At 64.0% G+C, this 13,215-nt stretch carries 11 protein-coding genes; 2 read left to right on the top strand and 9 right to left on the bottom strand.

Annotated features, from left to right (window positions below):
• Positions 1-3: 3 nt before the first annotated feature.
• The 4 genes from nifE to nifH all read right to left on the bottom strand — a co-directional run bounded on the left by nifE (position 4) and on the right by nifH (position 5,909).
• Positions 4-1,677 (bottom strand): nitrogenase iron-molybdenum cofactor biosynthesis protein NifE, encoded by a 1,674-nt coding sequence (gene nifE, locus QQL87_RS34695; protein ID WP_284423595.1) that lies wholly within the window; start codon positions 1,675-1,677, stop codon positions 4-6.
• A 126-nt stretch (positions 1,678-1,803) separates the two neighbouring features.
• Positions 1,804-3,363: a nitrogenase molybdenum-iron protein subunit beta gene (gene nifK / locus QQL87_RS34690; RefSeq protein ID WP_284423594.1), complete on the bottom strand. Its 1,560-nt coding sequence runs from the start codon at positions 3,361-3,363 to the stop codon at positions 1,804-1,806.
• An 83-nt stretch (positions 3,364-3,446) separates the two neighbouring features.
• Positions 3,447-4,949 carry a nitrogenase molybdenum-iron protein alpha chain gene (gene nifD / locus QQL87_RS34685; protein ID WP_172115379.1) on the bottom strand — a complete coding sequence of 501 codons (1,503 nt, stop codon included), beginning with the start codon at positions 4,947-4,949 and terminating at the stop codon, positions 3,447-3,449.
• Positions 4,950-5,021: 72 nt separating this feature from the next.
• Entirely contained in the window at positions 5,022-5,909 is an 888-nt protein-coding gene (nifH, locus tag QQL87_RS34680) for a nitrogenase iron protein (RefSeq protein ID WP_284423593.1), read from the bottom strand.
• A gap of 447 nt (positions 5,910-6,356) precedes the next feature.
• Between nifH and QQL87_RS34675 the strand changes: the two genes are divergently transcribed.
• Together QQL87_RS34675 and QQL87_RS34670 are read left to right on the top strand one after the other, a co-directional pair.
• The gene (locus tag QQL87_RS34675; RefSeq protein ID WP_284423592.1) at positions 6,357-6,758 is read left to right on the top strand and encodes a response regulator; all 402 of its coding nucleotides are present in this window, start codon (positions 6,357-6,359) and stop codon (positions 6,756-6,758) included.
• Positions 6,759-6,794: 36 nt separating this feature from the next.
• A complete protein-coding gene (locus QQL87_RS34670; protein WP_284423591.1) occupies positions 6,795-7,253 on the top strand; it encodes a SufE family protein in 459 nt (152 codons plus the stop codon).
• 297 nt (positions 7,254-7,550) lie between these two features.
• On the opposite strand, the gene QQL87_RS34665 is transcribed toward QQL87_RS34670, so the two are convergent.
• The 5 genes from QQL87_RS34665 to QQL87_RS34645 are packed head-to-tail and all read right to left on the bottom strand — an operon-like array spanning position 7,551 to position 12,695.
• A complete protein-coding gene (locus QQL87_RS34665) occupies positions 7,551-8,792 on the bottom strand; it encodes a cysteine desulfurase (protein WP_284423590.1) in 1,242 nt (413 codons plus the stop codon).
• 3 nt (positions 8,793-8,795) lie between these two features.
• Positions 8,796-10,121, bottom strand: a complete 1,326-nt coding sequence (sufD, locus tag QQL87_RS34660) for a Fe-S cluster assembly protein SufD (RefSeq protein ID WP_284423589.1) — start codon at positions 10,119-10,121, stop codon at positions 8,796-8,798.
• 18 nt (positions 10,122-10,139) lie between these two features.
• Positions 10,140-10,901, bottom strand: coding sequence for a Fe-S cluster assembly ATPase SufC (sufC, locus tag QQL87_RS34655; RefSeq protein WP_284423588.1), 762 nt, complete (start codon positions 10,899-10,901; stop codon positions 10,140-10,142).
• A gap of 39 nt (positions 10,902-10,940) precedes the next feature.
• A complete protein-coding gene (gene sufB, locus QQL87_RS34650; protein ID WP_284423587.1) occupies positions 10,941-12,461 on the bottom strand; it encodes a Fe-S cluster assembly protein SufB in 1,521 nt (506 codons plus the stop codon).
• A gap of 39 nt (positions 12,462-12,500) precedes the next feature.
• Entirely contained in the window at positions 12,501-12,695 is a 195-nt protein-coding gene (locus QQL87_RS34645) for a 4Fe-4S dicluster domain-containing protein (RefSeq protein WP_006609648.1), read from the bottom strand.
• Positions 12,696-13,215: the final 520 nt, after the last annotated feature.

The following is a 13,215-nucleotide window of genomic DNA, read 5'->3' as shown; positions in this document are numbered from 1 at the left end:
GCCCTACTCCGCCGCCTGCAGCAGCTCGGCCGGCGCCTTCTGGGCCGCCAAGATGTCCTCCACCCGGCCGGCACAGGCGCCGCAGCCGCCCGACGCGTTGGTGTGGGTGCGAACGCCGGCGACGTCGCTCAGGCCATGAGTCTTGATGGCATCCTCGATGGTGCCGAGATCGACCGACTTGCAATGGCAGATCTTCTTGGCCCGGCGCGCGGCTTCGGCGGCTACCGGATCGGCAGCCAGCGCCGCGGCTTCCGCATTGGCCTGGGCGATCGCCCTCGACTGCCAGTTGTTGTTGGCGGTCTCCCACGGCGCGCGCTTGCGCAGTTGCTCCCACATCGGATTGTAGATCGCCTTGTCGATCTCGGCGACCAGCTTGACCACGCCGATATAGCCCATGAAGGCGTGCGAGCGCTCCTGGTTGATGTCGAGCCAGGGCATGGCGGCTTTCAGCGCCACGAACTGCGACTTTCCGCCCGAGAGCATGATGTCGGCCTTGGCGTCCTTGAGCATCTTGTACATTTCGCGCGGCGCCATATCGTCGATCATGTGGGCGTCCTGGCCCATCAGCTCCTTGATGCGCTCCTTGTCCTCCTTGGTGGATTTCTTCACCGACGTGCCGACGAGCTCCATGCCGGCTTCCTGCAGCGCCGCCACCACCGACCACGACTTCACGCCGCCGGTGATCAAGAGCACCTTCTTGCCGGTCAGGCGCTTCTTGAACGGCTCGATCGCCGCCCAGGCCTTGGCCTCCTCGCGCGCGATCACCGCCTCGGTGTGGTCGAGCAGATCGGCCGGCGCGCCGCGCTCGACCAGCAGCCGCGCGATCTCGCGCAGCGAGTCCGAGGAGTCCTGGATGCCGTAGAACGAGCCCTCGAAGAACGGGATGCCGTAGCGCTCCTCCATCTTGCGGGCGACGTTGATCATCGCCTTGGAGCACACCATCATCGCCGCGCGGGCGCGGTGCGACGACGCCACGTCCTTGTAGCGGCCGTCGCCGGAGATGCAGGCGGAGATGCGGATGCCGAGCTCGTCGAACAGCGGCTTCACCTGCCAGAGTTCGCCGGACAGATTGTATTCGCCGATGATGTTGAGGTCGTAGGGCGTGGTGACCTCCGGCTCGACCGTGCCGATGACGTGGTCGAGCAGCGCCTCGCCGGCGAGCTTGTTGCCCAGATTCTTCGGGCCGACGAAACCCGGCGAATTGACCGGAATGCAAGGCTTGCCGAACTTCGCCGAGGCCGCCTTGCAGACCGCGTTGATGTCGTCGCCGGTCATGGCGGGCACGCAGGTCTGATAGACGAACACCGCCGGCGGATCGTATTTCTCGATGATTTCCTTGATCGCCTTGTACAGGCGCTTCTCGCCGCCGAACACGACGTCGGTCTCGTTGATGTCGGTGGTGAAACCGGTGCGCCAGATCTGCGAGCCCGACGAGGCTGCACCGCGGTTGTCCCAGGAATTTCCTTCGCAGGCGATCGGTCCGTGCACGAGATGCGCGACGTCGGTCAGCGGCTGCAATGCGACCTTGGCGCCGTCGAAGGCGCACCCGCCGGCGGCGCCGCCCGGCTGCAGCTGCTTGGTGCAGCCCTTCTTGCGCTCGGCCTCGGACTTGTTGGCATTCTTGCCGCAACCCGGCTCGTTGAAGACGTTCTGGATCGTGGCCGAAAGCGAGCTCATTGGCTTCTCCTGTTGACGACCGATTGCGCGTCTTTCGAAAGACAGGGCCCAGGCACGACATGCCTCCCCATGAGCCCTGCTTCCATCATCGAAACGCGGCGGCCCCGGAAGGCCGCCGCGCTGAACTCAGCGGATGATGTCGAAGCTGTAGTCCGACTTGGCCGGCACGTTGGTGTTGCGATCGATCTCGTCGAAGATCTTGTCGAGGATCGTGACCAGCACGTTCAGGCCGCCCTGATAGCCCCACACCGGGTAGCGATGCTTGTGGTGGCGATCGAAGATCGGGAAGCCGATGCGGATCAGCGGCGTTCCGGTGTCGCGCTCCAGATACTTGCCGTAGGTGTTGCCGATCAGGAAGTCGACCGGCTCGGTGAACAGCAGCGAGCGCATGTGCCAGAGATCCTTGCCCGGATACACGTGGCAGTTCTTGCCGAACGGCGACGAGTCGAACACAGCTTGGACCTTCTCGGCCCAGTCCTTGTTGCCGTTGGTGGCGAGCACGTGGGTCGGCTCGGCGCCGAGCTCGAGCAGGAACGCGGCGAGGCCGAGGCAGAGATCCGGATCGCCGTAGATCGCGAACTTCTTGCCATGGATATGCGCGCTGGAGTCGGCGATCGCGTCGACCAGGCGGCCGCGCTCGAGCGCGATCGATTCCGGGATCTCCTTGCCGGTGATGCGCGACAGCGCCATCACGAAGGCATCGGTGCCGGTGACGCCGACCGGATGGTGGAACGAGACCACTTCCTGGCCGTGGTTCTTGATCAGCGGCAGGGTCTTCTCGGTGCAGTAGTGCTGCATCGAGATGGTCGCCTTGGCGTGGACGGCGTTGGCCGCCTCCTCCAGGGTGGTGCCGCCATCATACATGCGGAACTCGCCGTCGGTCGGGGTGTCGAACACGTTCGAGTTGTCGCCGAGGATCGTGTATTCGATCCCCATCTCCTCGAAGATGTGCTTGACCTCGCGGATGTTGCCGACGGTGTAGCCGTCGAAGCCGCCGATGAAGTTGATCTTCTCGTTCGGAACGCGCTCGAGCTTCGGCGCGGTACCGGCCTTGCCGTCCCAGAAGTGCTCGAGAATACCCTTCATCGCATTGTCGTAGCCGGTGACGTGGCTGCCGACGAAGGCGGGCGTATGGGCGAAGGGAACATCGTACTCGGCCGGAACCGAGCCCTTCTCCTTCGAGGTCTTGATGAAGGCGTTGAGGTCGTCACCGATGACTTCCGCCATGCAGGTGGTCGAGACCGCGATCATTTTCGGTTTGTACATGTTGTAGGCGTTGGCAAGGCCGTCGATCATGTTGTTGAGGCCGCCGAACACGGCCGCGTCCTCGGTCATCGACGACGACACGCAGGAGCTCGGCTCCTTGAAGTGGCGCGACAGATGGCTGCGATAATAGGCGACGCAGCCCTGCGAGCCGTGCACGAACGGCAGCGTCTTCTCGAAGCCGACCGCGACGAACACGGCGCCCAGCGGCTGGCAGGCCTTGGCCGGGTTGACGGTCAGCGCCTCCCTGGCGAAATTCTTCTCGCGATATTCGGGCGTCTTGGCCCATTCGCGGATGCGCTCGACTTCCGCGGGATCACGCGGATTTTCGAACATCTTCTTCTTGTTGGCCAGCATCTGCTGGTATTCGGGACCACGGAAAAGCTCGAAGTGATCGAGCACATGTTCGGCAGACTGCGTCATGGGATAACCCTCTCTTTGTTCCTGTGTCGATCAGGGAGCGCTGGCTCTCCGCCGAAGGAGAGCCAGGCCGTGGGTGGTGGTGATTACTCGGCTGCCTGCAGCAACGGCTTCGGCGCCTGCTTCCAGGGGGCCTTTGCCATCTTCCAGACCGGCGAGTTGATGGCCATGTCCATATCGCGGGCGAAGATCGCGAACCCGTCATAGCCATGGTAGGGACCGGAATAGTCCCAAGAGTGCATCTGGCGGAACGGCACGCCCATCTTCTGGAACACGTACTTTTCCTTGATGCCGGAGCCGACGAGGTCCGGCTGGACCTTCTCGACGAACTTCTCGAACTCGTAGCCGGTCACGTCGTCATAGATCAGCGTGCCGTCCTTGACGTAGTGCTGGGCGGTGCGCTGATAGTCGTCATTGTGGCCGAACTCGTAGCCGGTGCCGACGACCTCCATGCCGAGGTCCTCATAGGCGCCGATCACGTGGCGCGGACGCAGGCCGCCGACGAACAGCATCACGGTCTTGCCTTCCAGGCGCGGCCGGTACTTGGCGATGACGGCGTCCATCAGGGGCTGGTACTTCGCGATGACGCGCTCGGCACCTTCCTTGATCTTGTCGTCGAAATAGCTGGCGATCTTGCGCAGCGATTCGGCGATCTTGCTCGGCCCGAAGAAATTGTACTCGCACCACGGAATATTGTACTTCTCTTCCATGTGACGCGAGATGTAGTTCATCGAGCGGTAGCAATGCAGCACGTTGAGCTTCGCCTTCGGCGTCGCCTCGAGCTCGGCGAGCGAGCCGTCGCCCGACCACTGGGCGATCACGCGCAGGCCCATCTCCTCGAGCAGGATGCGGGACGACCAGGCGTCGCCGCCGATGTTGTAGTCGCCGATGATCGCGACGTCATAATCCGACGGCTCGAAACGCGGCGCGGCGTCGGCCGGCAGCTTGTCGAACACCCAGTCCCGGATCGCATCGTTGGCGATGTGGTGGCCGAGCGACTGGGAGACGCCGCGGAAACCTTCGCAACGGACGGGAACGATGGTCTTGCCGTCATACTCCTTCGACTTGACCTTGGAGACCGCCTCGATGTCGTCGCCGATCAGGCCGATCGGGCATTCCGACTGCACGGTGATGCCGTTGTTCAGCGGGAACAGCTCCTGGATCTCGTCCATGATCTTGGCGAGCTTCTTGTCGCCGCCGAAGACGATGTCCTTCTCCTGGAAGTCGGAGGTGAACTGCATCGTCACGAAGGTGTCGATGCCGGTCGTGCCGATGTAGTAGTTGCGGCGCGCCGCCCAGGAATACTGGCCGCAGCCGACCGGGCCGTGGCTGATGTGGATCATGTCCTTGATCGGACCCCACACCACGCCCTTCGAGCCGGCATAGGCGCAGCCACGAATGGTCATGACGCCGGGGATCGACTTGATGTTCGACTTGACGCCGCAGTCGGACTTGCCGTTCTCGTGCACGTTGAGATGCTTGGCGCGGCGCTTGGCGGTCTTTTCCGGATAGACCTTCAGGACCTCGGCGATCAGTTCCTTGTTGCGCGCCTTGATCTCGGCCACGCTTTGTTTCTCGATGACGCTCATCTGGCTTTCCTCGATGATCGGTTGCGGGGGTCATCCGGCCCTGGAAACCAAGGGCCGGATGACCGGTGGCGGTTACGCCGTGGCGGCGAGCTCGGAGGCAGTCTTGCCGATCTGGCTCTCGTCGACCGCCTTCATGATGCCGTGCTCCATCAGCATGTCCTCGAGCTCGTCCATCGTGATCGGCGTCGGGATGATGCCCTTGCCGGCGTTGACGTGGATTTTCTGGGCCAGCGAGCGGTAGTGGCCGGCCTGGACCGAGTCGGGCGCATATTCCAGCACCGTCATGCGGCGCAGCTCGGCGTGCTGCACGATGTTGTCGCGCGGCACGAAGTAGATCAGCTGGGTGCCGAGCTTCTTGGCGAGGGCTTCAGCAAGCTCCAGCTCCTTGTCGGTCTGGCGCTCGTTGCAGACCAGGCCGCCCAGGCGCACGCCGCCGGAGTTCGCGTATTTCAGAATGCCCTTGGAGATGTTGTTGGCGGCATACATCGCCATCATCTCGCCGGACATCACGATGTAGATCTCCTGCGCCTTGTTCTCGCGGATCGGCATCGCGAAGCCGCCGCAGACCACGTCGCCGAGCACGTCGTAGGACACGTAGTCGATGTCCTCATAGGCGCCGTTCTCTTCCAGGAAGTTGATCGAGGTGATGACGCCGCGGCCGGCGCAGCCGACGCCCGGCTCCGGACCACCGGACTCGACGCAACGGATGTCGCGATAGCCGACCTTCATCACCTCCTCAATTTCGAGGTCCTCGACGCTGCCCGCGGCAGCGGCCAGGCTGAGGATGGTGTCCTGCGCCTTGGCGTGCAGGATCAGGCGGGTCGAATCCGCCTTGGGGTCGCAGCCGACGATCAGGATCCGATGACCCATCTCGGCCAGCGCGGCCAGGGTGTTCTGCGACGTCGTCGATTTGCCGATGCCGCCTTTGCCGTAGAATGCGATTTGTCGAAGCGATGCCATTCTGCTCTCCATCAACCGATTGCCTATGTCCCGCATGCGCCTTGCATGACGAGACTGCGTCCTCTCTCCAGAACCGGCAGACGGGTTATTGGGAAGGAGAGCATCGCTCGTCCGAAGCGTCGGCGTGCACTCAGCCCTCAACCTTTGCCTGACCAGAGTTTTGCAACTGATGTGCCAGAGCTTTGGAATCGTTAAAAAGGCCATGTTTTGAAAGAGATGCGGCCAAGCTCGGCGCTAGGATGTACTTGTTGCAAACCCGACATCGGGGGTTTTCACCCGACGCTCCCCGGCTGTGCTGTCCGAAACGACACACGTCATCACAGGCTCTACGCAGCGCAACAGCGACGAACACTCGCCAATGCTGCGCAAGCCGGCCGAAGAGCGGCGGTACGGAGTTTGCTTGATCTGGATCAATCCGTTTGCGAACGGGGCAGCAGGAGTACTTTGATGTCGAGCAAGGCGCGCATCTTTGTCATCGAAGCCGATCAGGTGATCCGCTCGGCGCTCGGCTATATCCTCAGCGAGCGTCACGAGACCTTCACGTTCGCGCAGACCGCGGACGCGCTGACCAAGGCCGCACGGGCAACGCCGGATGCGGTGCTGGTCGGGAGCAGCATCCTGGAGGACGGCGGCGCCGAGACCGTCGGCATGCTTGCACGCAAGCTGCATCAGGCCGGCATCATCGTGGTCGCGGGATCGAACAAGTCCCCGCTCGCGCTGGCGGGCCTGCGACAGGGTGCCGAAGCGATCATCGCCAAGCCGATCACCTTCGACGGCGTCACGCACGCGGTCGATTCGGTTCTGGCGCGGCGCGGTGCGGACTCGGGTCTCGCGCCATCGTCGCCCTGACGTCGACGGAGATCAGCAGATGACCAGGAGAGGATCATGTTGAAGATGACCCAGACCGCGACGCCGGGAACACCTGAGATCGAGGACATCGTCGAGAATTTTTCCCTGCTCGACGACTGGGACGACCGCTACCGCTACGTCATCGAGCTCGGACGTAGCCTGACGCCGCTGCAGGATGCCGACCGCACCGACGGCAACAAGGTGCAGGGCTGCACCAGCCAGGTCTGGGTCGCCACGTCGGTGCGTCACGGCGCCGCAGCCCCGCTGCTCGATTTCATCGGCGACAGCGACGCGCATATCGTCCGCGGCCTGGTCGCCATCCTGCTGGCGATGGTCTCCGGCCGCACAGCGCCCGAGATCCTGGCGGCCGATCCGATCGCGCTGTTCGAGAAGCTCGGCCTGCGCGAACATCTGACCCCGCAGCGCTCCAACGGCTTCCGCTCGATGGTCAGCCGCATCAAGGCCGATGCGCAGGCGGCAATGGCTGCGGCTTAGGTTTGATTATTTGATTGCTGTTTGATTGATCGCACGTATCGCGACGAACTCGGGTGCACCCTCTCCCCCAAGCGAAGCGGAGCTTCGCAAGGCGGGAGAGGGTGGCGGCCCCGGCGATGCGAAGCATCGCCCTGGGCCGCCGGGTGAGGGGTTCTCTCGGCATACTCAGACGGTCGTGACTCGCGGAGACAACCCCTCACCCGAGCGAGCCTGGAGCCGGCAGCGGCGATGCCCTCTCCCGCAAGGGGAGAGGGCGCAGCAATGGGCACCGCTTCTTTGCGCTGACCGCGAGCGAGGCTACGCGAAAAACTCCTGCGCCTTCTTCAGCGCGCGCACGAGCACGTCGACCTCTTCCCGCGTGTTGTACATCGCGAACGACGCCCGGCACGTCGCCGTCACGCCGAAGCGCTCCAGCAGCGGCATGGCGCAATGGGTGCCGGCGCGGACGGCGACGCCGGAGCGGTCGATGACGGTGGCGAAGTCGTGGGCGTGCGCGCCCTGCATCTCGAACGAGACGATGGCGCCCTTGTCGGCGGCGTTGCCGATGATGCGCAGCGAATTGATCTCGCGCAGCTGCTCGGTGGCGTAGGCGACGAGATCATGCTCATGCGCCGCGATGCGCTGCTTGCCGATCGAGGCGACGTAGTCGATTGCAGCGCCCAGGCCTGCCGCCTCGACAATCGGCGGCGTGCCGGCCTCGAAGCGATGCGGCGGGTCGCCATAGGTGACCCAGTCCCGCGACACCTCGCGGATCATCTCGCCGCCGCCGTTGAACGGCGGCATCGATGCCAGCAGCTCGCGCTTGCCGTAGAGCGCGCCGATCCCGGTCGGGCCGTAGATCTTGTGCCCGGTGATGCAATAGAAGTCCGCATCGAGATCACGGACGTCGACGTCCATGTGCACCGCGGCCTGCGAGCCGTCGATCAGCACGGGAATGCCGCGGGCATGCGCGATGCGGATGACCTCCTTGACCGGGACGACCGTGCCGAGCACGTTCGACATCTGCGTCATGGCCACCATCTTGGTGCGCGGCGTGAGCAGCTTCTCGAATTCGTCGAGCAGGAAGTTGCCGTCGTCGTCGACCGGGGCCCATTTGATCACCGCGCCCTGGCGCTCCCGGAGAAAGTGCCAGGGGATGATGTTGGCGTGGTGCTCCATGATCGAGAGCACGATCTCGTCGCCCGGCCCGATCCGCTCGCGCCCGAACGTCTGCGCAACCAGATTGACCGCCTCGGTCGCACCGCGGGTGAAGATGATCTGCTCGGGGCTTTCGGCGTTGAGGAAGGTCGCGACCTTGGCGCGGGCGCCCTCGTAGGCCTCGGTGGCGGCGTTGGCGAGATAATGCAGCCCGCGATGAACGTTGGCGTATTCGGAGGTGTAGACCTGGTTCATCCGGTCCAGCACCGCCTGCGGCTTCTGCGCCGAGGCGGCGTTGTCGAGATAGACCAGCGGCTTGCCGTGGACCTGCATGCCGAGGATGGGAAAGTCCGCCCGGATGCGGCTCACATCGTAGCCGCTTCCCTGCACCGCTGCATGCATCATCTACTCCCGTTGTCCGAGCCAGCCCAGCATCGCCCCGGTCAGCGCGTCGCGCACGCTCTCATTGGCCGCGCCCTCGATGATCTCACCGACGAAGGCCTGGATCAGCAGCGCCTTGGCCTGCTTGGGCGGAATGCCGCGGGCCATCAAATAGAACAGCAGCTCGTCGTCGATCGCACCGGTCGTCGTACCGTGACCGCACTGCACGTCGTCGGCGAAGATCTCGAGCTCCGGCTTGCTATAGGCCTCGGCCTCGTCGGACAGCAGCAGCGCCCGCGACATCATCTTGGCGTCGGTCTTCTGCGCGCCGGGGCTGACCGTGATCTTGCCCTGGAACACTGCACGGGCGGTGTCGCCGACCACCGCCTTGAAGGTCTCGCGGCTCTGGCAGTTCTCCGCCGCATGCTCGATCGCGAGCGTCGTGTCGGCATGCTGCGTGCCGGACAGCAGCGAGCCGCCGCGGATGTCGGCGATGGTGCCCTCGCCCGCGATGTGCACGAACAGCTGGTTGCGCACCAGGCTGCCGCCGGCGACGAAGCCGAGCTGGTTGAAGGTCGCGCGCGCGCCGATATTGGCGAGCAGCGACGAGATATGCAGCGCGCTGCTGCCCTCGCTGACGACCTTGATGTGGTCGATCCGCGCCTCGTCGCCGACGACGAGCTGCATCGCGGTGTTGACCTGGTATTCGCTGCCGTCGGGCCCCTGATGCGACTCGACGATGGTGGCGCTGGCGGCGGTGCCGATATTGACCTGCGAGCGCGTGAACATCGATGTCGCGACCCAGTTGGTCGTGACGAAGGCGACATGGATCGGCCGGCTCAGCACGGTGCCGGGGGCAACCAGGATGACGACGCCATTGGCGGCCAGCGCCGTGTTCAGCGCCAGCGCCGGATCGTCATCCGGCACGACGGGACCGAGGCGCTGCGACAGCAGCGGCTTGTCCGCGGCGAGCGCATCCGCCATCGGCTGGATGGTGAGGCCAGACTCAAGGTTGGCGAGGTCGGACAGCTCGGGCACGAAGGCGCCGTCGACGATGACGAGTTTGCGGAAGCCGGCGCCGGCGAACAGATCATGGGCCTCGCGCGCCCTGGTCTTGGCGGCATCGTCCGGCAGCGAGGCGAGCCGCTTGGCTTCCTTCATCTGCGTGCGCAGATCGGTGTAGCGCCACGCTTCGACACGCCGATGCGGCAGGCCGACCGCGGTGAAGCGCTCGAACGCCGCCGCGCGCACCGCTGATATCTCCTCGCCGCCCGGCAGATAGCGGCGGGCGCCCTGATACAGATCGGCCAGTCCGAGCTCGGCCTTGGTCTTGCGGATCGCGACGCCCATGATCGTACTCCCCGGCCCTTACGCCGCTTCGCTCTGGTACTGGGCGTAACCGGTCGCCTCGAGCTCGCGCGCGAGATCTGCACCCCCGGTGCGGACGATGCGGCCGGCGGCGAACACATGGACGATGTCCGGCACGATGTAGTCGAGCAGCCGCTGATAATGCGTGATCACGATCATGCCGCGCTCGGCCGCGCGCAGCGCATTGACGCCGTTGGCAACTACCTTCAGCGCATCGATGTCGAGGCCGGAATCGGTTTCGTCGAGTACGCAGAGCGAGGGCTGCAGCAGCGCCATCTGCAGCGTCTCGTTGCGCTTCTTCTCGCCGCCGGAGAAGCCGACATTGAGCGGCCGCTTCAGCATGTCGGCGTCGATGTTCAGCGTCTTGGCAATCTCGCGCACCCGCTTGATCAGATCCGGCGAGGACAGTTCCGCCTCGCCGCGCGCCTTGCGCTGGGCGTTGAAGGCAGCGCGCAGGAAGGTGAGCGTTGCGACACCCGGAATTTCCAGCGGATACTGGAACGCGAGGAACACGCCCTTGGCGGCGCGCTCGTCGGCGGACATCGCCAGGAGGTCCTCGCCGTTGAGAGTGACCTCGCCGGCCGTGACCTCGTAGCCGGGCTTGCCGGCGAGCACATAAGAGAGGGTCGACTTGCCGGCGCCGTTCGGCCCCATGATGGCGTGGATCTCGCCCTTGTTCACGGTCAGATCGAGGCCCTGAATGATCTTCCGACCGCTAGCGATCTCGGCATGGAGCCCCTTGATTTCGAGCAAGGCCGTCATCGAACACTCCTTCTCATCTTGTCGCCAGGCGACACGTTCTTAACCGACAGACCCTTCGAGCGAGATCGAGATCAGCTTCTGCGCCTCGACCGCGAACTCCATCGGCAGCTGTTGCAGCACGTCCTTGACGAAGCCGTTGACGACGAGGCCGACCGCTTCCTCTTGGCTGAGCCCGCGCTGGATGCAGTAGAACAGCACGTCCTCGGAGATCTTGGAGGTCGTGGCCTCGTGCTCGAACACCGCCGAGGAGTTCTTGGCCTCGATATAGGGGACGGTATGCGCGCCGCATTTGTCGCCGATCAGGAGCGAATCGCAGGCGGTGAAGTTGCGCGCGCCCGACGCCTTGCGATGGGCGCTGACGAGGCCGCGATAGGTGTTCTGCGACTTTCCGGCGGCGATACCCTTGGAAATGATCCGGCTCGACGTGTTCTTGCCGAGATGGATCATCTTGGTGCCGGAGTCGACCTGCTGGAAGCCGTTGGAGATCGCAATCGAGTAGAACTCGCCGCTGGAATTGTCGCCGCGCAGGATGCAGCTCGGATATTTCCAGGTGATCGCCGATCCCGTCTCGACCTGGGTCCAGGAGATCTTGGAATTGGCGCCGCGGCAGTCGCCGCGCTTGGTGACGAAATTGTAGATGCCGCCGACGCCCTCGGAATTGCCAGGGTACCAGTTCTGCACGGTCGAATATTTGATCTCGGCATCATCCAGCGCGACCAGCTCGACCACGGCGGCATGCAGCTGGTTCTCGTCGCGCTGCGGCGCCGTGCAGCCCTCCAGATACGAGACGTACGCGCCCTTGTCGGCGATGATCAAGGTGCGCTCGAACTGGCCGGTGTTGCGCTCGTTGATGCGGAAATAGGTCGACAGCTCCATCGGGCAGCGCACGCCCGGCGGGATGTAGACGAACGAGCCGTCGGAGAACACAGCCGAATTGAGCGTCGCGAAGTAGTTGTCGGTCGTCGGCACCACGGTGCCGAGATATTTTTGCACGAGATCAGGATGCTCGCGCAGCGCCTCGGAGATCGGCATGAAGATCACGCCGGCCTTCTTCAGTTCTTCCTTGAAGGTCGTCGCCACCGAGACCGAGTCGAACACGGCGTCGACCGCGATTTTGGTCCGTGGCGCAACCGCCTCGCCATCGGCATCGGTTTCAGCGGCCGCTGCCGGACGCTCGACGCCTTCGAGGATCTCGACCTCGCGCAAGGGAATGCCGAGCTTCTCATAGGTCTTGAGAATCTCCGGATCGATCTCGTCGAGCGAAGCAACTTTCTTCTTCGGCTTCGGCGCGGAATAGTAATAGAGATCCTGGTAGTCGATCTTGGGATAGCCGACGCGGGCCCAGGTCGGCTCGGTCATGGTCAGCCAGCGGCGATACGCCTCCAGCCGCCATTCCAGCATCCAGGCCGGCTCGTTCTTCTTGGCCGAGATGAAGCGGATCGTGTCCTCGGACAGCCCCTTCGGGGCCTTCTCGGATTCGATGACGGTCTCGAACCCGTAGCGATATTGATCGACGTCAATGTCCTTGACGCGATCAATGGTCTCCTGAACCGCTGCCATCTCTCACTCCGCTTCCAATTGTCAGTCCAGGCGCCCGCGTCAGGCGGGCACGCAGGTGTCCGGCACCGGACAGACGGCAGCGCATTGCGGCGCATCGAAGTGGCCTTCGCACTCCGTGCACTTCTTCGGATCGATGATGTACATGTCGTTCTTGAGCCGAATGGCCGCGTTCGGGCATTCGAACTCGCAAGCCCCGCAGACCGTGCATTGTGAGGCGATGATCTTATAGGTCATGTGCAGCTCCCCGCGATCCCTGCGACATCGGACGACGTCTTTCACGCGTTATCTTTCAAGCGCCGTGCCAGAGCCCACTTGGTTGATTTCTAAGGAGGATTCTAAACTTCGCCGTGGCAGCCAGCTGTCGCTCTCCCGACAGCATGTCGCAGATGCGACAGGACGGAGTACGAAGCGGGCGCTTGTCCGGATGCGCTGAGTCACGAAACAGTTGGACTCGATCTCTCACCCCGATCGCGGGGCGCTCCCCTCCCCCTTGCGGGGAGGGGTCGGGGGTGGGGGTCCACGAGCACGCTGCACGTGATGCGCGCCAATGCTGTCACCAGCGGAGTGACGATGTGTGATGTAACGAGCAGCTGAGCGGACGTGAATACAGCGAGCGAACTGACAACGATCAGCGCCCGGTCCGACCGGGTTGATCCCTGACATTTTGGACCGGGCTGATTCCTGACAATATTCGATCATTGCTGGGTTGTCTCCGCCGTTTCCTGCGCGACGCGGAGCCGCGCACGCGGCGGAG

The organism is Bradyrhizobium sp. SSBR45G (genome assembly GCF_030159255.1).
Classification (GTDB): Bacteria; Pseudomonadota; Alphaproteobacteria; order Rhizobiales; family Xanthobacteraceae; genus Bradyrhizobium.
The sequence above is the reverse complement of the archived record's forward strand: the minus strand, read 5'-3'. Positions and strand labels throughout refer to the sequence as shown.